The following is a 21621-nucleotide window of genomic DNA, read 5'->3' on the forward strand; positions in this document are numbered from 1 at the left end:
GTCACAACACTGTTTTCGGCTTTACGCCGGATATGACAACGCGGGCATAGAGCCCGCGGTGCCGAGTAATTCGACTTTGCAGCATCGTTAGACACTGCAAAGTTCTACGCTTATTTAGCTCCATTCAGCTAAAAGGCGACTTATTTTTTGTCGTCTTTAACTTCTTCGAACTCAGCGTCTACTGCATCATCGTTACCGCCAGCTTGTTGCTGCTCAGCACCGCCTGCGCCTTGTTCAGCTTCAGCTTGCTGTGCAGCTTCTGCGTACATCTTCTGAGCAACACCAGAGATCGCTTCAGTAAGTGCAGTAGTTTTAGCTTCGATAGCGTCTTTGTCGTCGCCTTTAAGCACTTCTTCAAGTTCAGCAGTTGCTGCTTCAACAGCTGCTTTCTCTTCGTCAGTCGCTTTATCGCCCGCTTCTTCCATTGTCTTCTTAGCAGAGTGAACCATTGCATCGCCCTGGTTACGCGCTGTAGTCAGTTCTTCGAACTTCTTATCTTCTTCAGCGTGAGCTTCTGCATCGTTTACCATCTGATCGATCTCGTCATCGCTCAGACCAGAAGAGGCTTTGATTACGATAGACTGCTGTTTGCCCGTCGCTTTATCCTGCGCAGATACGTTTAGGATACCGTTGGCATCAAGGTCGAAAGTTACTTCGATCTGAGGCACACCGCGTGGTGCTGGTGGGATCTCAGCCAAATCGAAACGACCTAGAGATTTGTTCTGTGCTGCTTGCTTACGCTCACCCTGTACAACGTGAATTGTTACAGCGTTCTGGTTGTCATCTGCAGTAGAGAAGATCTGAGACTTCTTAGTTGGGATAGTCGTGTTCTTCTCGATTACTGGAGTAGCTACGCCACCCATAGTTTCGATACCAAGCGTTAGAGGCGTTACGTCTAGAAGTAGAACGTCTTTAACGTCACCTGCTAGTACCGCACCTTGAATCGCTGCACCCATTGCTACAGCTTCATCAGGGTTAACGTCTTTACGTGCTTCTTTACCGAAGAATTCAGCAACTTTTTCCTGAACCATTGGCATACGAGTCTGACCACCAACCAAGATAACTTCGTCGATTTCAGATGCGCTTAGATCAGAATCTTGTAGAGCGATTTTACAAGGCGTTAGGGAACGAGTAACCAATTCCTCAACCAAAGATTCTAGCTTCGCACGCGTGATCTTAACGTTAAGGTGTTTTGGACCTGTTGCATCAGCAGTGATGTAAGGTAGGTTAACGTCAGTCTGCTGTGCAGAAGATAGTTCTACTTTAGCTTTCTCAGCACCTTCTTTAAGACGCTGAAGCGCTAGTGGATCGTTGTGTAGATCGATACCAGTGTCTTTCTTGAACTCATCAGCCAAGAACTCGATCAAACGTAGATCAAAGTCTTCACCACCAAGGAACGTATCACCGTTAGTAGACAATACTTCGAACTGGTGCTCGCCATCTACTTCAGCGATCTCGATGATTGAGATATCGAAAGTACCACCACCTAGGTCATATACAGCGATAGTTTTGTCGCCTTTAGACTTGTCCATGCCGTATGCAAGAGCAGCAGCAGTTGGCTCGTTGATGATACGCTTAACTTCTAGACCAGCGATTTTACCCGCATCTTTAGTCGCCTGACGCTGAGCATCATTAAAGTAAGCTGGTACAGTTACAACGGCTTCAGTTACTGTCTCGCCTAGATAGTCTTCCGCAGTTTTCTTCATTTTCTTAAGAATTTCTGCAGAGATCTGAGGTGCAGCTAGCTGCTCACCTTTAACCTCAACCCAAGCATCACCGTTGTCAGCTTCAACGATTTTGTATGGCACCATTTTGATGTCTTTCTGTACAACATCATCTTTAAAGCGACGACCGATTAGACGCTTGATAGCAAATAGCGTGTTGTCTGGGTTAGTGACCGCCTGACGTTTTGCAGGCTGACCAACTAAGATTTCACCTTCATCAGCGTAAGCAATGATGGAAGGCGTTGTGCGATCGCCTTCAGCATTTTCAATTACTTTAGATGTATCGCCGTCTAGGATAGAAACACAAGAGTTTGTAGTTCCTAAGTCAATACCGATGATTTTACCCATTTGTATCTGCTCCAATTCTTTCTAAACTGCCCGTTCTGACGGACAGTGATTAATTCTATAAGTGACTTACTAGTCAGTATGAAATCTATATAAGTACGTTTCGCAGGGTTTCAAGGCCGAAACCAAAATTAAATTTTCCTAACGTACCTTAAGCTTTAGCCACAACAACCATCGCAGGGCGCACCAAACGGCCGTGCAATGTGTAACCTTTCTGCATAACTGCAATAACTGTATTTGGCTTCGCATCTGGCGACTCAACCATAGACATCGCTTGGTGTAGTGCAGGATCGAATGCTTCGCCCATAGGGTTAACTTGCTCCATCTGGAATTTAGCCAAACCAGATAGGAACATGTTCATGGTCATCTCAACGCCTTCTTTCATCGGCTTAACCGCTTCGTCATCACCGAAGGCTTCGATAGCACGTTCTAAGCTATCGACGATTGGCAACATTTCGTTGGCAAACTTCTCTACGCCAAACTTGTGCGCCTTTTCTACATCCTGTTCAGCACGACGACGAACATTCTGAGCATCAGCCTGAACACGTAGCATCTGATCTTTTAGCGTCTCAACCTCAGCTACTGCTGCAACCAAGTCAGCCGCCAATTTATCCGCATCTTGAGCAGTCTCTTCTGCAGCAACCTGTTCCGCTTCGCCTTGTTCAGCGTTTTCTTCTTGCGCTTCTGCTGCTACAACCTCTTCTGGTTGCTCAACTTTCTGCTCTTCTACTGGGTTCAGTTCTTCGTTTGCCATTCTGTTCTCCAGCCAGCCCGTTCAATAAACTCGAGGGCGTCTGTTGGGTGTTAATATCAATTGCTCTTGAATATGGGGACAAAGAGATCGCTTTCAACAGATAAATTCGATTTTTTTGCGCTAATTTCAGATAAAGATTGCATCCGATCAAAATATGACTTATACAGAAACCACTGTATAAAAACACATGTATTTTATTATGCTGAATCAATTATCTATTTGTGACTTTGCCATTGTTGATCACCTCGATCTGGAACTAAGCCAAGGCATGACCGTAGTAAGCGGTGAAACAGGTGCGGGTAAATCAATTATGCTCGACGCCCTAGGCCTAGCCTTAGGTAACCGCGCAGAGAGCGGTGCCGTACGCCAAGGCGCTGAGAAAGCCGACATCACAGCAAGCTTCAATATAGATAGCATCCCTGAAGCCTCTCAATGGCTGTCAGAGAATGATTTAGACAATGACGGTGAATGCATTCTGCGCAGAGTGATCACTAAAGAGGGGCGCTCACGCTGCTATATCAACGGTCGCCCATCGCCTGCCAGCTTAGTGAAAAGCCTTGGCGAGCTGCTGATTGCTATTCACGGTCAACATGAACACCAACGCCTACTAAAAAAAGATCACCACCGCACGCTACTCGATAACTTTGCCGGACAGGCTAAACTGGTCAGTCAAGTTCACAATAGCTACCAGCAATGGCATAAACTCGATAGCGAGCTAAAACGTCTCTCTGAACAAAGCGCCGAACAAACAGCACGCGTGCAGCTATTAAGCTATCAGATTGAAGAGTTAGACCAGCTCGCCTTAACCGATGGCGAATTAAAGCAACTGGAAGAAGAGCAAAAAACTTTAGCTAATGCCGAGAGCATTCTGAATACAGGCCACCAGCTAATCAACCTAGCCAGTGATAGCGATGAAGCCAATTGCGTGCAACAGCTAAATCACTGCCTACAGCTTCTCTCTGAAATTCAATCAGAATCCCCCTCAGTTCGACAAGCCAACGAGATGCTGAACTCGGCATTGATCCAAGTTGAAGAAGCTAGCAACGAGATCCGCCATTACATGGATCGCGTCAATGTCGATCCAAGCAGACAACAAGATGTCGAAGAACGCCTATCAACAATTTACGAGATTGCACGTAAGCATCGCATCAACCCAGACGAGCTATGCGAATTCCATCAATCGCTTAGCCAAGAGCTATCCAGCCTAAGTCGCTCTGACGAAGAGTTAGAGCAACTCGCCCTTGACGTTGAGAGCGCCAAAACTGAATACCTCGCTTACGCTAACAAGTTAAGTACCAAACGCTCAGCCTCCGCTAAAAAATTAGGCAAATTAGTCGATCAGCAACTGCATAATTTAGGCATGCCATCTGCGCAGATGTCTGTTGCATTAACCGCTTTAGAAAAACCAAGTCTGAACGGTTTGGAAGAAGTAGAGTTCCTGATTATTACCAATGCAGGCCAACCACCAAAACCATTAGGCAAAATCGCATCCGGTGGTGAGCTATCACGTATCAGTCTTGCTATCCAAGTGATCACAGCACAAACCTCCACCACTTCGACACTAATCTTTGATGAAGTCGATGTAGGTATTGGTGGTGCGATTGCGGAAGTCGTGGGTCGCCTGCTAAGACAACTGGGTGAAAAAGCACAAATTCTATGTGTAACTCATCAGCCGCAAGTCGCGAGCCAAGGCCATCAACATCTATTTGTGAGCAAACAGACGGATAAAAAGACCACTCACACGCAGATCAATCAACTTTGCGCGGACAGCCGTGTTAAAGAAGTTGCACGTATGTTGGGCGGGATCGATATTACAGAGCGATCTATTGAGCATGCTAAAGAGATGCTTGCTCAAGCAAGCTAGACCTCAAGCCCATACACATAGTTTTTAGAAGGGTATTCCATACACTAAAAAACCCGCTAGTAGCGGGCTTTTTAGTTGTCACCAGAGCAAGTACTGCTTATTTTTCGTCTGCGTCTTTGTGAACGCCGTACAGGTAAATAGTACGATCAGTCACAGTAAAGCCCATAGACTCAGCGATCTCGTTTAGAAGCGCATTCAAACGTGGATCGTTAAATTCTTTTACGATGCCACTTTTTACGCAAACAATGTGATCGTGTTCTTCATCACGCGCCAATTCAAATACAGAGTGACCACCTTCGAAGTGGTGACGCGTTACTAGACCAGCCGCTTCAAACTGAGTTAGTACACGGTAAACCGTTGCCAAACCAACATCTTCACCTTTTTCCATCAGCAACTTATAAATATCTTCAGCACTGAAGTGATCACCTTCACCCGCTTGTTCTAGGATCTGATAAATTTTTACACGAGGTAAAGTTACCTTCAGACCTGCTTTTCTTAGTTCCTGATTTTCAAGTGACATAGTTATCTATTCTCTAAGCTGTTGGTGATTACATAATCATGCGGAAGCTGAATTGCTTGTTCAAAAGCGCACGAAACTTTATTATCCGCATTTACGCACAATAGTGGAAGCAAAATTCTGATGCAAAAACTACTAATTGCTACAACTTTTACTGTAGCACTGACTCTGACCGGTTGTTCTGGTTTCCCAGGTGTATATAAATTCGATATTCCGCAGGGCAATGTTGTTACTCAAGAGATGGTAGACCAGCTTCGCCCAGGCATGAGCCAAAGCCAAGTGCGCTTCATCATGGGCTCACCATTAATCACCGATACCTTCCACGAAGGCCGTTGGGACTACCTATACACAAAGAAAAGTGGTGAAGATGGCAGTTATAGCAAAGAACGCATCTCTCTATACTTTACAGATGGCAAGCTAAATGCCTTAAATGGTGACTTCCGTCCAGGTGGTAAGCGTAGCTAAACCTTAGCTACGCAGGCGTGCAGCTTATTCAGCTTCTTTCTTTGCTTTCACTTTAGCTGCGCGCTTAGCCCTTACTTCCTTCGGATCAGCAATTAAAGGGCGATAGATCTCGACACGCTGACCTTCCCTTAAAATCGTCTCTTTAGGGTTCTTGATTGCTTTAGCAAAGATACCCATAGGATCATTCTCAGGATCAATCTGTGGATAAAGCTCCACAATGCCAGACTGGATAACCGCATCATAAGCAGTGCAATCATCAGCCACAGTCAACGCTATGATTTTTTGCTCTGTAGGAAGGGCATAAGCGACTTCAACATTCATGGTGACACTTTCTCTTAAACGTATACTTGATCTGCGCGGGTTACGAAGGCATCAACCATAGTCGTTGCAACTTGGTTAAAGACCTTACTCATCGCCATAGAAGCAATTTTACCCGAGAACTCAAACTGTAAGCTTAAGCTTACTTTACACGCTTCATCACTAAGCGGTTTGAAATCCCACACACCACTCAAGCGGGAAAAGGGGCCCTCTTCCAATTCAAGTGTCATGCTTACAGGGCGGTTAAGCTGATTTCGGGTGGTAAAGCTATATTTCAAGCCACCTTTAGAAAGGAACAAAGTCGCAACCAACTCATCGTCGGTGCGACTTATAATCTCGGTGCTAGCGCACCAGGGCAAAAACTCAGGATATCGTTCTACATCATTTATAAGATCAAACATCTCTTCTGCAGTGTGCAAAACCAATGCACTGCGATCTACCTGAGTCATGCCTTTTATTCATTCCTTTACTTCAACTTCTCAACTAGGTTGAGAATAAAGATTACAGCTACCGCTACTGGCGATACATATCGCAGCGCAATATACCATGCATTGAACAGTAAAGGAGAGGAGATTGCCAATTCATCTTCAGCCATTTTACGAGTTACGAACCAACCCGCGAAGATTGCGATGAACAATCCACCCAATGGCAACATGACATTAGCCGTCATAAAGTCTAGGAAATCAAAGACATTGAAGCCCATCATCTTGAAGTCGGAGATGAAGTTGAAAGAACCTAGCGCAGCGATACCTAAGCCCCAAACAACAAGACCTAGTGCGATACACGCAGGAACACGGCTCCAGCCAAACTTCTCAACCAACCAAGCAGCTGCTGGTTCGATTAGAGAGATAGCTGAAGTCCAGGCAGCAATACCTACAAGTAAGAAGAATACGAAACCAAAGATCTGACCACCAGGCATCTGGCCGAAAGCAACAGGTAGCGTTACAAACATTAGACCAGGACCCGCACCAGGATCCATGCCGTTAGCAAATACGATCGGGAAGATAACCAAACCAGCAATTAAAGCAACGATAGTATCCATTGCAGCGATTGTGATTACAGAACCGCCGATAGAGGTCTTCTTAGGCATATATGAGCCGTACGCCATAATCGCACCCATACCCAGAGATAGGGTAAAGAATGAGTGACCTAGCGCGATCAATACGGCATTCCAACTCAGCTCAGAGAAGTCGAAGTGGAATAGGAAATCAAAACCTTGAGAGAAGCCTTCTGTCTGCATGGAGTAACCAAGCATGATCAATAGAAGGATAAATAGCGCAGGCATCAATAGCTTAACAGCGTTCTCTAGGCCTTTCTTAACACCACCAACGATAACCACCATTACCATGGCAACAAAGATCGTATGCCAGATCAGCAATGTCTGAGGATCAGCTAGCAAATCATTAAAGACTTTACCCGCATCATCACTGCCAATCGCAATGAAATCACCAGTACCCATACCAGCGATGTAATAAAGCACCCAACCCGCAACTACAGAGTAGAACGAGAAGATCATAAAGCCGGCTAGTACACCCATCCAACCAACAAATGACCATTTCCCTGAATGATTGGCTTCTATCGCCACATCTTTCATAGCATTGATAGGACTTTGTCTACCACGTCGACCGATGAAGACCTCTGCCATCATGATTGGCACACCAACCATCAAGATACAGACAAGGTATACCAGTACGAACGCACCGCCACCATTTTCGCCCGCAATATATGGGAACTTCCAAATATTACCTAAGCCAACTGCCGAACCAGTGGCCGCCAAAATAAAGATCCAACGAGATGCCCAAGCACCGTGGATAGACTTCTTTTCCTGCATGAACTGCTACTCTTCTGGGGGGTTAGTCGCGAAAAAACGCAAATTCTTTCACTTTTTCCTTATTAAGTACATCGTTGACTGCTCAAAAAGTGCACACTCCGCCACCTACCCAGAACTTTAGGGATATCCCCTGTTTTACATAGTAAAAACAGAGCTTTTTATTGTGCAGATTGCACATTCAGAACTTTGTAGAAGTATATGAACAAATAGAAATAGTTTTCCCTGATTGCAAGGCGCTTTCCCTTAGCAAGCCTGATCTATATAATCGCCCGCCATGGCCAAGAAAAAGAAAGCCCCATCGGGCAATACAATTTGTCAAAACAAAAAAGCACGTCACGAATACCTCATTTCGGATAAATTCGAAGCAGGTCTCGTTCTGACTGGCTGGGAAGTAAAAAGCCTACGCGAAGGACGCGCGCAACTGGTGGAATCCTACGTGGTTATCCACAAAGGCGAAGCTTGGTTAGTTGGTGCACACTTCACTCCGCTGAAAACAGCCTGCACCCACGTAGTCGCAGATCCGACCCGTGATCGTAAATTGCTACTTAACCATCGCGAACTAGTAAAGATCATCAACGCGACTGAAGCTAAAGGCTTCACTTGTGTAGCGCTCTCCCTATACTGGAAAGGCAATCGCATTAAATGCGAAATTGCGCTAGCCAAAGGTAAGAAGCAACACGATAAACGCGCCGCAGATAAAGACAAAGACTGGGCTCGTCAGAAACAACGCCTTATGGCAGCTAAATAGCTGCCATAAATCTCTATTTTTCCCCGCCCCCTTTCACAAAAAATCCGCCTCTTTGTTCCGCACAGTAACAACAAAGAAATCTTCTTTTAAACAACAAGCTAAAGAACTCTCTAGTAAATTATTTCTGCACTTCACAAACACAAAGCATCAAACAACCGTTTAAAAAACTTGTTTCAAAATCTTGAAATAGGTCATTTTGCATGCAATAGTTCACAAAAAACAATAGAAACCGCAAGGAAGTGGTATGCGCGTTATCACGGAGAGATACAGTGCAAGCTCAAAGTTATCAAATTCAGGTTAATGGCATTGGTGCAGCCAATATTCTGACAATCAGCCAAGCGCACAGCAGTCTAGGTATCACTAAACGTGAATGCGTAGAGCGGATTTTAACCTCTCCTTCCATTCTAAAATCAGATCTTGAGTTTGAACAAGCAAAGCGTATTCAACAAGCACTGACTCACTTTCAACTTCCTTGCGAAATTGTTGATAGCCAGACGACAATCCCTCCTACAGATCAGTCTTTTGAAGTTGCCTGCTACATTAAAGATTTCACTCACGTCACCGACTTCGCAGCAGAAGTAGCTGCTTTTTTAGGGCAATCCAGTGAAGAGATGATTGCAAGTTTGACACAAATCCCTGCTGTGTTGATTGGGCGCATTTCTCAACAGATCGCAGAAGAGTTTATCGAACGTTTCCAAAAACCGGGGATTGAGCTGATCGCCTCTGCCACTAATAGCGCGCGTTATTCAGCCATCGCCTTTATGCCGAGTTTCAGCGATTCGATCAAAAGCCATTACGTACGATTAGGTTTGGCACCCCAAACCAATGATCCCCATTGCACTCAATGGATTGCCAATGACCTAGCGTTAAACCAAGCAGAATCTATTTGGAAAAAAGCATCTGAGCTACACCTACCGGTTAGCATTCAAAATCACGACTACTTAAGGTTTGATCTATCGCTCACAAAGCTAGCTGCAGATGTCGATCAAGCTGCTCTATCTGATTGGTTACTCGATCGCTGTGAGATCCCTAAGCAGGTTCACCCCACTCTATTTAAAAGGCTCCCTATCATCATTCAAAAATGCCTTCCGCTAGAGAGTTCCAAAGCGATGATGGCAGAGTTACAGCAGCTTAATTGTGATGCGGAAGCAATAGCGACTCAAAGCAGTCGATTTGATATCGAATTGAATCAACTACAACCCTCACATATGCCGGCGCTTGGCACTCTACTTAAAACCATTATGCGTCGCGTTATTGCCATTCCAGAAGCCAAAGCAGGTCTGTTAACTCTAAGCCTCTCGGCTAACCAACACCAAGCACTGTGGATAATCCACGAAGTGCAAAAATCCGGAATTAAAGCTCGTCTGATAAAAACAACCGATGTAGGAGCAACCCACTAATGCAGCCACAGAAAGTTAGTTTTTCCGACACTCTCGATGGAATTGGCCTACTATTGCGAAGGCAGCAATATAAAGAGGCACTAGAGCAAACCCACCAGCTCAGTCAAATGGCTATGCAGCAGCAACTACAACTCATACTGCAACGCTTCTTAGCCGAGCTATGCATGGAATGCCTCGAGCTCAGCGGCAATTTCGAAACAGCCCTACAGTTTTGCGAATACAGCTTGGAGCAATATCAAGAGCAAATTGGAGTTCAAAGTAATGAAGCTCAAAAAGACCGCCTAACATTAGAGCTTCGAAAACTATGCCTATTGATCAAGCTAGATCGCCGTAGCGAAGCGTTTACACACAGTAAGGCCCTTCTGGCACATGCTAATGATCAACAAAAACGTAACCTCCATCCCGTTATCAATCGCATAAATCGCTACAGCAGCGGCGCGGTTGAAATGCTAACAGCCGAACAGAAGAAGATCGGACTGTTTCACTTTTCCGACATACTTGCCACACACGGAGCAAAAGCAATAACCGAATAAACACACTTACGCACCCAGACAAAGTTGTAGAAGGGATTTCATTCCATCGCCCTCAACTGAGCCGATGGAAAACGCAACCGCTTCAGATGAAGCAGGACCAAATCCAGAATGGATCTGGTCGAACAAGGGAGAGATGCGATGAACTTTGATAATCAGGTTGCAGGAATGACGCCTGGGCAGATCATGCAAGATCTGCCAATACCCGACCTCATTGAAAAAACCGCTAAAGCGATAGCCTCAGCTCAATACGAGCTGGATGCAACCTCAGTAAAAGCAGCCACGTTGCTTAGCGAAACCTTTGTTGAGTTTAATGATGCCGAGGGTAACGGCAGAGAACGCAGCTTATTAGAACTGGGGTTTATTCCACAGTTTTACCATTTCACTGAAACAGAGATGGAGTTCAAGGTCACTATATCTATCAGAGTGGAGGCGGGGATTGATTTAGGTGTAGATCTTGGCGCGGGTACCTCTAAAAATTCGAGCTTACCCGTTGCTTTCGCTGGGACGATCTCTTTTGATCTCCACCACAAATATGAATTTGATATGGAAGCTGTCACCCGCATCAAAACCATCATGCGCTCAGTTCCACCACCACAAGCCTTTCTCGACGCGATTCGTGTCCACGCAGCAAACGGTGGTGGCAGTATTTCAGCAGACCCTATTGCCCCCTTAACCGATACACCTTCGCCGCAGCCAGAACCTGTGCCAGTCGTTGATGATCCTCAGCCGGCACCAACAGACGATGGGGATAACGACGGTGATCCCGAAGACAACGGTTAAATAAATTAGGGACAACAGCATGTCGCATAATAAAGTCATGGCCACGCTTGAGCAATCGCCCCTACCTGGCCTGCTCAATCAGCTAGGCCTAGCCATCGCATCCGCTCAGCAGGAGTTAGATCGCAACTCGATCGAAATGGCGATGCAATTAGGCGATGCCGAAAACTACGGTGTGGATACAGGTAATGGCGAAAAGCAGTCCCTGCTTAGCCTTGGTTTTTCGCCGGTGTTTTATCACTTTAATGAAGCAACTATTGATCTCAAAGTGTCGTTATCCACATCCACAACCACCGAATCAAAATTCGGCACATCAGCCGCCGCTAGCGGTGGTGTTGGCTTCGTCATGTTCGCAGCTTTGGTAAGCGCTTCGTTTAGTAACAAATACAGTTTTTCTTCAGAAGCCAGCAGTACGATTACTGCACGCATAGCCTCAATACCCCCGCCAGCAGCCTTCCAAAATTGGCTCGCAAGCAGGCCTGCTACCAACACAACAAACCAAGACGATAACGAGTAAAGCTCGATCACTTACAGGAGTAAACCATGTCAAGGATAGGAAGAGACCTAACTAACGTCCCGATGGGAAGACTAATTCGAGATATGGCGTTTGCTATAGCAGATGCTCAGTTCGAATTAGACCAAGCCAGCGTCAAAGTCGCGCAGCTGATGGGCGGCCGTATGCCAGTGCTGGATGAGAATGGCAACATCACCGATACACAAGACACCCGCGTGTACTTCGGTAAAGATGAAGACGGCGCGTCACAGAAACTAAGCATGATGGAGCTTGGCTTTTCTCCAACCTTCTATCAATTCACCAACAATATTATTGAAGTAAAAATTGCGATAAAGCTCTCCTATGAAGAGGAAAAGAGCACAACAACCACGACTACCCGAGACCACTACAAGCGTAACGGTGGCGTATGGGGCTGGATAAGCGGTAGCAAAACAAAAGTTGGTACAACCACTGTCGATGCAACTTACTCAAGCAAGTACAACTACAGTGCTGAAGGTTCCAGCCTATTGCGCTGTAACTTAGTGCCAATCCCTGCACCAGCGATGTTTGAAGAGCGAGTCCGAGCGTTAATCGAAAACGACTCAGAAGACTAGACCCAAACCGGAGTATTAAATTATGCCTCGTGTAAATATTGGACGTGAACTGAGCGATGTCCCCTTTGGAGAGATGATCTCTAGCATGGGTTTAGCGATCGCCGAAGCACAATACGCTATGGATGAAAGCGGCCTTCGCCTTGCTCAAATGATGAGTGGTGAATATGAGGTTGAAGAGGTCGATCCCATTACAGGAAATAGCACCACTTCCACCAAAGAGTCATTAGTCCATTTTGATGGTCAAAAGATGTCGCTGATAGAACTAGGCTTCACCCCAACCTTCTATCAATTCACCGATGCCACCATCGAAGTAAAAATCTCGATCAGTTTTACTGAACAATCAGAGTTTGAGCGCAAGAGCTCTCGCAGATCTGTCAGCGGTCGTGCTTTTGGCTTTATTCTCGGCGGTAGCGCACGCGTGCGTACCTCATCGGTTAGCGCACGCTACGCTAACAAATACAACTACTCTGCTGAGGGTTCTAGCCTGATGCGTACAAGAGTTATGCCTACGCCAGCCCCAGCGGTGCTAGAAGAGCGCATTCGTGCAATCGTAGAGCGCAACAAACCTGCTGATGGCTAATCATTCAGTATGAGTGAATATCTAGACTGGCAGGATCTGCTAGAGGAACAAGAACAGTCTTCCCCAGAATTGGGTAGGACTGACACTTTGTCACAACCAGAAGAAAAGCCTCTAGCAGACCTTCTCAGCATGGATCAAATTTCCGATGAGCTGAAAGATCTAATAAAAGAGCATCACCATCTCCAAGAGGAGCTAGATCAGCTAACCGGAAAAGCCACCGAACAGACCGAAAACAACTGGAATCACATTCGTTTTCCTATGCCTGTGCACTCAAAGGCTTCACGGCTCGCAGATAAAAAACTCGCCAAAGAAGATGAAAAGCGCGCAGCGATACATAAAAAGCGTTTAGAGCAACAACAGATAAGCAAACGCCAAATGCAAGTTCGTCAGCAGCAACTACAAGACTTAAAAGCAAAACGACTGCTTGAGAAACAGAGACAAGAACAAAAAGCGGTTGAACGTTTTCGTCAAATAGCAGAGCAACAACTAAGAAAGCGGTCGGAACTCAAGGCACTTGAAACCCAAAAAGAACAGCGTCAACAACTACAGATTGAAAAGCTCTTGGCCAAACAATATCAGTTACGCCAAGAAACACTAAAAAATGAAATGCGCCAAGAAAAGCTGAAACAGAAAAGCGTCGAAAATTTGCGCCTAAAGAAAGAAGCCTTTCAGAAAGAGCAGCAGATAGAACAACAAAGAGCAGCCCAAGAACAAGACTGTTTTGAAAAACAGCAACAACAAGCACAGCAAAAACTAAAAGCACGAAAAGCAGAAGAGAAGCGCCAACAACTACGCGACCAACAACGCATGGAACGCGCTCTTAAAATCAGCCAGCAGCGGCGAAAGGAACAAGCAACTTGGGGCTTTTAAAGCTCCAAGTATGAATAGGGAGTATACAAAATGACGAATCAGGTCGCCCAGGGACAGGACCTGGATGATTTTTTAATCAATCTTGCTGACGGCCTCAGCCGTGCACAAAGTAAGCTAAATAATAACCCAGTGGTTAATGCGTTTGGGCAGGAAGCACTCGTCTACCATATCCCAAAAATGGAGTTTGAGTTGCACCTAAAAATGACCAGCGCAACGCCGCAGCAGCAACCTCAAAGCAGACTTCCATTGCTCAAGCCCAAGCTCGCCTTCTCACCCATTGGCGCAGCTGACACACCGAATAGCTCCAGCGCCAGCAGCACTATTAAAGGCGTGATGGTAGCTACACCCATTGATGGAGGAAGACCCCAACCTAAACTGACGCTCGCCGCTACAGCTCAGAACCGTAATGCTTTAATAGAGGTAACCGGTTCCAATTCATTAGGTGAACCTTTAACCGACCAAACCATTGAGCTGAATATAGATCGAGAGCTCTCACAAAAACTGAATAAAAACGAAGGACGGCCAGCGTTAAAACGCGGTACAAAGCTGCAGCAATCAAGCCTTTCTCTCTCTGAAGATGGCAAAGCGCAAACCCAGTTGCTCGTATCCAGCTCCGAACCCTCGGGACAACTGATCGCGCTCATAGCAGACCTGTTCTCAAAAACAGAAACACTGCTCTATCGTCACAAGTAGGAGATAAATCATGGCACTAAGTATTTCTGTCAAATTGGTCGATAAAAACAATCGAGCAATCGCTAACAGGTCAGTGAAGGTTTGCCTCTATAACTTACGCGGGCGTGTGCAAACACTCGTTTCAGGCCGGACCGATAGACAAGGTAACTATTCTGAAGACACAGAGATTAACTTCACCGACTTTTTACCTCGGGTGTTATTGTGCACAAAACAGAGCTCAACTTGGGTAAACCTGACCAATACGCCAAAAAGCTTTAGCTCAAGCAAACTGGATTTCGGAACCGTCACCGTAAATTCACAGCCAACAATGACGGTTGCCGGTACTACATTCCACACGATACCAGCAGCCTTTACTCTCGGTAGCTCTTCCAGTTCTTCATCATCGTCAACACAATTAAGAACTCTTACTGATAAAAATTCACTTTTAGAGCGCCAGCTCACCAACAGTAAGAAAGAAACCCAAGAGATCTCATTAAAATTTAGCGATCTTCAACGTACATCAAGGCAGTCATCTCAAGCAGACAAACAGAAAATCACCCAATTAACCAACTCGAACTTAGATCTAAGCAAACTAATCAAAACCAAAGATATTCGTATCAGAGAGTTGGAAACTAACACGGGTAAAAAACCTTCCCTTCAGGTGGAAGAGTTTTCTAAAGATGCGGTGATCTCCTCTGCACTGGAAGCTGTTAATAAGGCAGACACACAAAACAAAGGTCGCTTTCAGCTCAAAAGTGCGCGTATGGACTTAAAAGTACTGAGCGGCAGCACAAAAGACAAAGTACGTCTGATTAAAGACACCGAAAGCCTTCAATATATCAATCCCGATCTCGTCAGCACCCTGACATTAGATCTTGATGGTTCAAACGCTGCAGCTGAGACACAAGCAACGCCAGAACCCATCAAAATGCCAGACCTAACTGGTTATACCCGAAGCCTTGCAGATAGACGTCTAGATGAGATCTCTATCTCAGCACAGTGGTACAACCAACAGCTAGCGCCGAGCGAAAAAGCCGCTGTAGGCACTATCATTAGCCAAACACCTAAAGCAGGACGCTCAATAGGTGAAGATACCGAAGTCATCCTTATCATCGGTGTTGCTCAGGAAGAGGAGGCCTAATCATGCCAAAGAATCATATCTCCGATGTTATTGCCGCACCCTTAGGTGATGTGGTCGCAGAGATCGGCTTAGGCGTAGCCAAAGCTCAATACGCGATTGATGCTAACGCCATCGAACACCTGAAAGATATCTACAGTCAGGAAGACATCACCACCGAAGAGCTCAGAAATTTAGGCTATCGCCCGACCTGGTACGTGATCCCAGAAGCAAAAGCCGAAGTTAACTTAGCCCTATCGATTACCCAATCCCAAGGCAAAGACGGAAAACGCACAACAGAGCTCAATGGCACCACAGTAGATGCAGGTTATCAAAATCAGTACGACTACAATGTCGAGGCTAGCAGCAAGCTGACCCTAACTTATGTACCTGTCCCTGCGCCATCACAATTGGATGATTTGCACGCGATCCCGCAACTCGCCAATTTCACTTTAAGCGCTGCGAAAGTCGTCTTAGAGCGCTTAGGCATCCCCTTCGCTCTATCACCACAAAATGCACCCAACAGCGCAACAATCTCCCAAACTGAGCCCGAAGCAGGTGCGCTGATGGATAAAGATCAAACCCTAAAGCTGATCATTTGATCAAGGATTGGATATGAAACTCAACGGTGAAAAGCTAGCTAAGGCGTTGCAACAAGTATCCCTGATACAGCAACAGCTCAAAGGTTTTGAGAGCCAATCAAATGGGATTTCCAATCAACTAAGTCAACTAGGTAATTTTAGCTCTCTGCCTAATATGAGCAGGCTCAATCAAAGCGTACCGTTGGAAGACTTACTTAAGCAGCTAAACACAAGCCCAACCAATTTACCTTTGGGCGATATAGATACAGAAGGCTTGCTTAAAGCAGCTAAAGATAAAAAATAACAGGTAAAACAGCACACCAATTGAAGGACTATTTAACGGAAGAGTAAACGGAACAAGTGCGCAGTTTGTTTCCGTATAACAACCCAAACACATCTGGCCTAGGCCAGTATGAAAGGAGGCAACATGTGCACCCCAGGACAACAAGTAGCAGATGCTTTATGTCGATTAGGCACTGATTCATACAACAGCAATACAACCCCCCAGCAATCGCAATTTATTAATGCTTTTGATCGCATAGTAAACAATCTAAGCGCACATCCTATCAGTGATGGCTATTTCTGGGATTCAATTTCAAGATCCGAATATCAAATTGGATGGAAAAATTCATTCCAAGAAGCGATTAGACACCCTGAATTCCGAAAATTTGCAGCTCGACATCCAAAAGACACGATATATCAAAACTTATTGAGCTCTGTTGGACGAAAATTTAACCCCATGTTTCAAGACCATAAAACAACAGTCAGCCAATTTTTACTTAGAAAAGCTGAAGATAGCCTAGGAGGCCAGCTAGCCTGGGAGACAAAAGCCCAAGCAATTAGAATGATGCAACAAGCTGTTTCAGCTTTAGAAACTTTAGTTGCCTCCCCTACTGAACTTATCAGGTGGCAAAAGAATATTTCAGACCTACTAAAATCCAAGTCCCCTATAGATAGGCAGGCAGGTAAACAATTGATGGATGGCTTAGGGGTTCAATCAGAGGTCCATTTAGCAAATTCATCTAACATGGCTCAAAGCATACGCGACACAATCAAGTTAATCGTCGAAACCAAAGCCGCTTTTAATAGAATGGCACCACAAAACCTATATAGAACTATTGCTCAAGTCCCCGGTGCGCAGGAGTCATTGTTAAGAACCTTCCAAGCTAACCCAAACAGCTTTACTTCTCACTGTCTCAGTGAAGCATCTGCTTGGGGAGATTTCCTACTAAGTGTCGACGTTTGGACCAGAGCTGCAGCAGGTATTTTTGCTGGTGTAGCAATAGGCATAGTGACTGCGGGTTCCGGAGCTCTCGTTGGTTTTGCAGCAGGAGCAGCTACCAGCGGTTTAATGGGAGCTCCAGGGCTTATTCTTGCAGCTGAAGCTATCGAAGCCGCACGTGTTGGCGAAGCATCTGGCACTATGGGCGATCAAGCTATTGAAAACGCAGAAGACTCCCAAAAATGGACTCAGAGATTATATGCCCTGGGCGTTGTAGGCCCAAATTTTGTGGGAGCTATGATTAGCAATACGGCTGGAAGTGTTGCTACAGGGGCTGGCTTATCCTTCATTCTAGAATACATAGGCACTATGAGTTCTGGCGATCAAAACACTCCTTCAGTAGCCGCTCTACGTGACAAGCTGGAAAGCATGACTGCAACAAAACGAGAAAAAATGACAGAAGCCTTCCATCAAGTTCTAGACGACAAGGAAGTACCACACTCCATAAGAATTACCATTATTGCCTCATTCGCAGAATCGAATCCAGCATCACTTGATAAAACGGCTGCAAAGGCAGCACAGGATTTAGCGACTTATGTCGACTCATTAGACTCGCAATAACGGAACTTGTGCAAAAAAATTGGGTCGAAGCCACATAACTACTCGTCTATACCTAACACAATAGGTATAATCGCGAGTTATCTGGGGATGACTTGGCTTCGACGCTGATTACAAAACCTTAGGTGCATGTCGAGAATGTAGTGGATCTCGTAAATCCCTCACTACACAGTTATAGTTGCTAACGACGATAACTACGCTCTAGCTGCATAAGTCAGCTTGTGCCGCTCCTTCAGGTGTCTGTAACTAAAGGATTTTGCGGTATCATTCGAGACAGAATCGCCCGGATGCTTCGCCTTAAGCTGAACGGCTAAAACTTAAAAAGGCTCGCCCATAACACCCTGGCTCTCGGGTCGTGACGGGTTAACTCAATAGAGAAGCCTAAACATGTAGATCTTGAGGCGGAGGATTGACGGACGCGGGTTCGACCCCCGCCATCTCCACCAAATACAAATAAAAAAGCCACCTTCGGGTGGCTTTTTTATTACTCTTAAAAACTAGCTTCTACACACCAAAAACTACTGGAAGAAGAGTTACGCTGGCAAGTGTAATCAGGCCTATTGCAACAAAATTCAACACAAAACCTGCACGCATCATATCAGCCATTTTTAATCTACCTGAACCAAACACAATCGCATTTGGCGGAGTAGCCACAGGCATCATAAAGGCGCAGCTAGCTGCAATCGCTGCAGGAATAACCCATACAAGCGGTGTGCCTGTAATCGACTCAGCCACTGGTCCTAATAACGGCAAGAAGCCTGCCGCCGTTGCTGTGTTACTGGTGATTTCCGTCAAGAAGGTAATCAGCGCTGTAACAATCAACACACCCACAATTAGGGAAACAGTGTCTGCACCTTGAATCTGTAGAGCGATAAATTCAGCTAAGCCTGAAGACTTAATGGTAGCCGCCAGAGTTAGGCCACCACCAAATAGGATCAAGATACCCCAAGGTACTTTTTGTGCGCTTTCCCAATCTAGAACACGTTCGTTATCGCCGGATTTAACTGGCAAGGCGAATAGCAGAATAGCCGCCGCCATTGCGATTCCGGTATCTGAGATACCAATACCTGTCCACTTAGCGAGGTATGGACGCATTACCCAACCGATTGCCGCAAATAGGAAGATAAACAACACCTTCTTTTCGCCAGCAGACATCTGCCCTAGCGCTTGCAACTGTTCTTTAAATACAGATTTAGCACTAACCGCACCAGCCTGATCGACTTTATAGCTGATTTTGGTAAGCAGAACCCACGCTACTATCAGCATGATAATTGATAGTGGCAGACCCATCGCCATCCATTGTGCAAAACCGATTTCCATGCCATAGCTATCAGATAGGTATGCAGCCATCAGCGCGTTCGGTGGCGTACCAATCAACGTTGCTATACCGCCGATACTAGCAGCATAAGCGATGGACAAGAGCATTGCTTTAGCAAAACTCTCATTGTTCGGTTCACGGTCGGTGACAATTTTCACTACGGATAGCGCTATAGGTAGCATCATTACCGCTGTAGCTGTATTGGACATCCACATCGACAGAAATGCCGTCACCAACATAATTCCCAAAATCTGGATACTTGGTTTGGTGCCTGCTAGTAGCATAGTTTTTAGCGCAATACGCTTATGCAGGTTCCAACGCTCCATTGCGATAGAGATCAGGAAACCGCCTAGGAATAGAAAAATCAGTGGGTGAGCATAAGGTGCAGCAACCGCTTTGATGTTTGCGATACCTGCAACAGGCACTACAAATAAAGGTAATAGAGAGGCCGCAGGGATCGGAACCGCTTCGGATATCCACCAGCTCGCCATCCAGAACGCTAATCCGGCGGTGCGCCAAGCTTCAACTGAAAGCCCCGCAAAAGGCGGATCGATCAATAATGTCATCAACATGACTAAAGGGCCGAGGGATAACATCAGCCAAGGTATCTTTTTATTTTTGTCATTCATACTATTCTTCCAACCTTAATTTAAACGGTATTTAAATTGGTGAACGTTTGCTTTTCACGTCATGGGAAGAAGAGATAGCAAGAGTATTGCCAGCTTTAAAAACAATCTAAAAAACTATTTACTTTCAACAAGTTAAAAAGAATAGCTGTTTTTAAACAAGGTACATAATGCGGATAGCCACACAGCCTTAGCGGGTGATTTGTCACTAAAACCACACATAGATAAATCACGAAAACAGGGCTAATTAAGTCAACGTTTTGCGGTATAAACCACGCTAATGCACTAGCTCAGTCTTTTACAAAACTTCGTCTTTGAATTCCGTATTTTGCCAACTTATCGTAAAAGGTTTTTCTGGGTACGCGCAGTAGCGAGATCGCCTCTTTTACGGAACCGGAGGATTGGCTCAAGGCCTCCTCTATTACAGCGCATTCAAAAAAAGCGACCTTTTCACTTAAGGAAAGATCCTCTGGCATAGCCACACTTGGTTGATCGGCGTCGATCGAAATTGGCATCCCAAGCAACACCCTTCTTTCAGCGGCATTGCGCAGCTCACGAACATTACCCGGCCAATGGTAAGCCATGAGTTGATTGGACTCTTCACTAGCAAGCGCTGTTAGCGGTTTGTGATAACGCCCAGCAGCTATAGAGCTAAAGTGTTTAAACAACAATGGGATATCGGCTTTGCGCGCACGTAAAGGGGGTATATCCACTTTAACTAGGTTCAAACGATAATAGAGGTCGGTGCGAAACAACCCTTGCTCCGCGAGTTCAAGCAGATCAATTTTAGTTGCTGCTACAAATCTAACATCCAGCGGGATTGCAGTATTACTGCCAACGGGAGTAATGGTTCTGTCTTCTAACACCCGCAACATTTTCACCTGCATAGACATAGGCATGCTTTCTATTTCATCGAGAAAAATAGTACCGCCTTGGCCGAAACCTAGCTGCCCGGTACGGTTTTCTGTCGCGCCGGTAAAGGCGCCTTTTTTACTCCCGAACAACTCACTCTCAATTAGGCTTTCGGGTATAGCGCCACAGTTAATCGCAACAAAATTTGCATCAGCGCGACTGCTCATCTCATGTAAGTAGCGCGCAACCATCTCTTTACCGGAACCGGTTTCACCACTAATCAAAACATCTGCTGGGGTATCAACTACGGTATTAAGTAGCCGCATCATATCTTTCATTTCAGGGGTGTCGCCAAGTATCCGCACCCCTTTTTCTGGTACTGCTTTCAAACTACTTTTAAGTGCTCGATTTTCTAGGACAAGGGCTCTTTTTTCACTGGCACGCTTAACACTATCCAACAGCTGCTCAGTGATCGGCTTTTCAAAAAAATCGTAAGCTCCTTGATGCAAACATGAGACTGCAAGCTGTACATCGGCATAGCCGGTTAGCATGATGACCGGTATATCAACATCGATGGTTTGGATCTCACTAAGAAGCTTGGTGCCGCACATCTCTGGCATATTAATATCTGAAATCACAACACCTTGGAAATGCTCATCCAGTGTTTTTAAAGCCTGCGTACCGTTCGCGAACGCCTGGACTGCATAACCTTCTATCTTTAGAAGCTGGCTAAGGGAGTCACGAATGATCTCTTCATCGTCGATAATCCAAACTTTTGTCAT

General features: G+C 45.5%; 23 protein-coding genes and 1 other RNA gene. 16 read left to right on the top strand and 8 right to left on the bottom strand.

All coding sequences use genetic code 11. The annotated features are described in order from the left end of the window. Positions 1–140: 140 nt before the first annotated feature. Positions 141–2072, bottom strand: a complete 1932-nt coding sequence (gene dnaK / locus ACMXYS_RS15525; RefSeq protein WP_415882582.1) for a molecular chaperone DnaK — start codon at positions 2070–2072, stop codon at positions 141–143. A 148-nt stretch (positions 2073–2220) separates the two neighbouring features. Next, complete coding sequence (gene grpE, locus ACMXYS_RS15530; RefSeq protein WP_415897069.1) at positions 2221–2823, bottom strand: nucleotide exchange factor GrpE; 603 nt, start codon at positions 2821–2823, stop codon at positions 2221–2223. A 199-nt stretch (positions 2824–3022) separates the two neighbouring features. Here grpE and recN point away from each other — a divergent pair, with 199 nt between their 5' ends. Further along, positions 3023–4687: a DNA repair protein RecN gene (recN, locus tag ACMXYS_RS15535; protein WP_415897070.1), complete on the top strand. Its 1665-nt coding sequence runs from the start codon at positions 3023–3025 to the stop codon at positions 4685–4687. Between the two features lie 97 nt (positions 4688–4784). Here recN and fur read toward each other — a convergent pair whose 3' ends face one another. After that, positions 4785–5207: a ferric iron uptake transcriptional regulator gene (gene fur / locus ACMXYS_RS15540; RefSeq protein WP_415882585.1), complete on the bottom strand. Its 423-nt coding sequence runs from the start codon at positions 5205–5207 to the stop codon at positions 4785–4787. A gap of 120 nt (positions 5208–5327) precedes the next feature. Between fur and ACMXYS_RS15545 the strand changes: the two genes are divergently transcribed. Beyond that, a complete protein-coding gene (locus tag ACMXYS_RS15545; RefSeq protein ID WP_415882586.1) occupies positions 5328–5669 on the top strand; it encodes an outer membrane protein assembly factor BamE in 342 nt (113 codons plus the stop codon). A gap of 24 nt (positions 5670–5693) precedes the next feature. On the opposite strand, the gene ACMXYS_RS15550 is transcribed toward ACMXYS_RS15545, so the two are convergent. From ACMXYS_RS15550 to ACMXYS_RS15560, 3 genes are read right to left on the bottom strand one after another with little or no spacing between them, the layout of a single operon-like run. After that, positions 5694–5990, bottom strand: coding sequence for an RnfH family protein (locus tag ACMXYS_RS15550; RefSeq protein WP_415897071.1), 297 nt, complete (start codon positions 5988–5990; stop codon positions 5694–5696). Between the two features lie 14 nt (positions 5991–6004). Continuing rightward, a complete protein-coding gene (locus ACMXYS_RS15555) occupies positions 6005–6436 on the bottom strand; it encodes a type II toxin-antitoxin system RatA family toxin (protein WP_415882588.1) in 432 nt (143 codons plus the stop codon). Between the two features lie 17 nt (positions 6437–6453). After that, positions 6454–7818 (bottom strand): sodium-dependent transporter, encoded by a 1365-nt coding sequence (locus ACMXYS_RS15560; protein ID WP_415882589.1) that lies wholly within the window; start codon positions 7816–7818, stop codon positions 6454–6456. A gap of 274 nt (positions 7819–8092) precedes the next feature. Here ACMXYS_RS15560 and smpB point away from each other — a divergent pair, with 274 nt between their 5' ends. From smpB to ssrA, 14 genes are all read left to right on the top strand, one after another. Continuing rightward, the gene (gene smpB, locus ACMXYS_RS15565) at positions 8093–8566 is read left to right on the top strand and encodes an SsrA-binding protein SmpB (protein ID WP_415882590.1); all 474 of its coding nucleotides are present in this window, start codon (positions 8093–8095) and stop codon (positions 8564–8566) included. A 269-nt stretch (positions 8567–8835) separates the two neighbouring features. Further along, positions 8836–9966: a hypothetical protein gene (locus ACMXYS_RS15570; protein WP_415882591.1), complete on the top strand. Its 1131-nt coding sequence runs from the start codon at positions 8836–8838 to the stop codon at positions 9964–9966. After that, positions 9966–10499, top strand: a complete 534-nt coding sequence (locus ACMXYS_RS15575) for a hypothetical protein (RefSeq protein WP_415882592.1) — start codon at positions 9966–9968, stop codon at positions 10497–10499. The genes ACMXYS_RS15570 and ACMXYS_RS15575 overlap by 1 nt, the downstream gene beginning before the upstream one ends. Before the next feature lie 108 nt (positions 10500–10607). Beyond that, positions 10608–11279, top strand: coding sequence for a hypothetical protein (locus ACMXYS_RS15580; RefSeq protein ID WP_415897072.1), 672 nt, complete (start codon positions 10608–10610; stop codon positions 11277–11279). 19 nt (positions 11280–11298) lie between these two features. Next, on the top strand, positions 11299–11793 hold the full coding sequence (locus tag ACMXYS_RS15585) for a hypothetical protein (RefSeq protein WP_415897073.1): 495 nt from the start codon (positions 11299–11301) through the stop codon (positions 11791–11793). 26 nt (positions 11794–11819) lie between these two features. Beyond that, complete coding sequence (locus ACMXYS_RS15590) at positions 11820–12383, top strand: hypothetical protein (protein ID WP_415897074.1); 564 nt, start codon at positions 11820–11822, stop codon at positions 12381–12383. Positions 12384–12405: 22 nt separating this feature from the next. Then, positions 12406–12963, top strand: coding sequence for a hypothetical protein (locus tag ACMXYS_RS15595; RefSeq protein ID WP_415882596.1), 558 nt, complete (start codon positions 12406–12408; stop codon positions 12961–12963). 9 nt (positions 12964–12972) lie between these two features. Beyond that, complete coding sequence (locus tag ACMXYS_RS15600) at positions 12973–13833, top strand: hypothetical protein (RefSeq protein WP_415897075.1); 861 nt, start codon at positions 12973–12975, stop codon at positions 13831–13833. Positions 13834–13863: 30 nt separating this feature from the next. Continuing rightward, positions 13864–14526 carry a hypothetical protein gene (locus ACMXYS_RS15605; protein ID WP_415897076.1) on the top strand — a complete coding sequence of 221 codons (663 nt, stop codon included), beginning with the start codon at positions 13864–13866 and terminating at the stop codon, positions 14524–14526. A gap of 10 nt (positions 14527–14536) precedes the next feature. Continuing rightward, positions 14537–15646 carry a PASTA domain-containing protein gene (locus ACMXYS_RS15610; protein WP_415897077.1) on the top strand — a complete coding sequence of 370 codons (1110 nt, stop codon included), beginning with the start codon at positions 14537–14539 and terminating at the stop codon, positions 15644–15646. A gap of 2 nt (positions 15647–15648) precedes the next feature. Further along, positions 15649–16224: a hypothetical protein gene (locus ACMXYS_RS15615; RefSeq protein ID WP_415897078.1), complete on the top strand. Its 576-nt coding sequence runs from the start codon at positions 15649–15651 to the stop codon at positions 16222–16224. A 13-nt stretch (positions 16225–16237) separates the two neighbouring features. Then, entirely contained in the window at positions 16238–16507 is a 270-nt protein-coding gene (locus tag ACMXYS_RS15620) for a hypothetical protein (protein ID WP_415897079.1), read from the top strand. A 123-nt stretch (positions 16508–16630) separates the two neighbouring features. After that, positions 16631–18046: a hypothetical protein gene (locus ACMXYS_RS15625; RefSeq protein ID WP_415897080.1), complete on the top strand. Its 1416-nt coding sequence runs from the start codon at positions 16631–16633 to the stop codon at positions 18044–18046. An 83-nt stretch (positions 18047–18129) separates the two neighbouring features. After that, positions 18130–18489, top strand: a transfer-messenger RNA (tmRNA) gene (gene ssrA / locus ACMXYS_RS15630). A gap of 58 nt (positions 18490–18547) precedes the next feature. Here ssrA and ACMXYS_RS15635 read toward each other — a convergent pair. Both ACMXYS_RS15635 and ACMXYS_RS15640 read right to left on the bottom strand, forming a co-directional pair. Next, positions 18548–19990 (bottom strand): SLC13 family permease, encoded by a 1443-nt coding sequence (locus tag ACMXYS_RS15635; RefSeq protein WP_415897081.1) that lies wholly within the window; start codon positions 19988–19990, stop codon positions 18548–18550. Between the two features lie 287 nt (positions 19991–20277). Beyond that, positions 20278–21621: a sigma-54-dependent transcriptional regulator gene (locus ACMXYS_RS15640; protein WP_415897082.1), complete on the bottom strand. Its 1344-nt coding sequence runs from the start codon at positions 21619–21621 to the stop codon at positions 20278–20280.

The organism is Neptuniibacter sp. QD57_21 (assembly GCF_047778075.1).
Lineage (GTDB): Bacteria > Pseudomonadota > Gammaproteobacteria > Pseudomonadales > Balneatricaceae > Neptuniibacter.

Excerpts from the sequence above, each read along its gene's own strand:
- ACMXYS_RS15595 (WP_415882596.1), top strand. The coding sequence starts at position 12,406 with ATGCCTCGTGTAAATATTGGACGTGAACTGAGCGATGTCCCCTTTGGA.
- ACMXYS_RS15555 (WP_415882588.1), bottom strand. The coding sequence starts at position 6,436 with ATGACTCAGGTAGATCGCAGTGCATTGGTTTTGCACACTGCAGAAGAG.
- ACMXYS_RS15600 (WP_415897075.1), top strand. The coding sequence starts at position 12,973 with ATGAGTGAATATCTAGACTGGCAGGATCTGCTAGAGGAACAAGAACAG.
- ACMXYS_RS15610 (WP_415897077.1), top strand. The coding sequence starts at position 14,537 with ATGGCACTAAGTATTTCTGTCAAATTGGTCGATAAAAACAATCGAGCA.
- ACMXYS_RS15545 (WP_415882586.1), top strand. The coding sequence starts at position 5,328 with ATGCAAAAACTACTAATTGCTACAACTTTTACTGTAGCACTGACTCTG.
- smpB (WP_415882590.1), top strand. The coding sequence starts at position 8,093 with ATGGCCAAGAAAAAGAAAGCCCCATCGGGCAATACAATTTGTCAAAAC.
- ACMXYS_RS15605 (WP_415897076.1), top strand. The coding sequence starts at position 13,864 with ATGACGAATCAGGTCGCCCAGGGACAGGACCTGGATGATTTTTTAATC.
- ACMXYS_RS15625 (WP_415897080.1), top strand. The coding sequence starts at position 16,631 with ATGTGCACCCCAGGACAACAAGTAGCAGATGCTTTATGTCGATTAGGC.
- ACMXYS_RS15550 (WP_415897071.1), bottom strand. The coding sequence starts at position 5,990 with ATGAATGTTGAAGTCGCTTATGCCCTTCCTACAGAGCAAAAAATCATA.
- ACMXYS_RS15580 (WP_415897072.1), top strand. The coding sequence starts at position 10,608 with ATGGATCTGGTCGAACAAGGGAGAGATGCGATGAACTTTGATAATCAG.
- ACMXYS_RS15635 (WP_415897081.1), bottom strand. The coding sequence starts at position 19,990 with ATGAATGACAAAAATAAAAAGATACCTTGGCTGATGTTATCCCTCGGC.
- recN (WP_415897070.1), top strand. The coding sequence starts at position 3,023 with ATGCTGAATCAATTATCTATTTGTGACTTTGCCATTGTTGATCACCTC.
- ACMXYS_RS15615 (WP_415897078.1), top strand. The coding sequence starts at position 15,649 with ATGCCAAAGAATCATATCTCCGATGTTATTGCCGCACCCTTAGGTGAT.
- ACMXYS_RS15560 (WP_415882589.1), bottom strand. The coding sequence starts at position 7,818 with ATGCAGGAAAAGAAGTCTATCCACGGTGCTTGGGCATCTCGTTGGATC.
- dnaK (WP_415882582.1), bottom strand. The coding sequence starts at position 2,072 with ATGGGTAAAATCATCGGTATTGACTTAGGAACTACAAACTCTTGTGTT.
- ACMXYS_RS15620 (WP_415897079.1), top strand. The coding sequence starts at position 16,238 with ATGAAACTCAACGGTGAAAAGCTAGCTAAGGCGTTGCAACAAGTATCC.
- ACMXYS_RS15590 (WP_415897074.1), top strand. The coding sequence starts at position 11,820 with ATGTCAAGGATAGGAAGAGACCTAACTAACGTCCCGATGGGAAGACTA.
- ACMXYS_RS15575 (WP_415882592.1), top strand. The coding sequence starts at position 9,966 with ATGCAGCCACAGAAAGTTAGTTTTTCCGACACTCTCGATGGAATTGGC.
- fur (WP_415882585.1), bottom strand. The coding sequence starts at position 5,207 with ATGTCACTTGAAAATCAGGAACTAAGAAAAGCAGGTCTGAAGGTAACT.
- grpE (WP_415897069.1), bottom strand. The coding sequence starts at position 2,823 with ATGGCAAACGAAGAACTGAACCCAGTAGAAGAGCAGAAAGTTGAGCAA.
- ACMXYS_RS15640 (WP_415897082.1), bottom strand. The coding sequence starts at position 21,621 with ATGACAAAAGTTTGGATTATCGACGATGAAGAGATCATTCGTGACTCC.
- ACMXYS_RS15585 (WP_415897073.1), top strand. The coding sequence starts at position 11,299 with ATGTCGCATAATAAAGTCATGGCCACGCTTGAGCAATCGCCCCTACCT.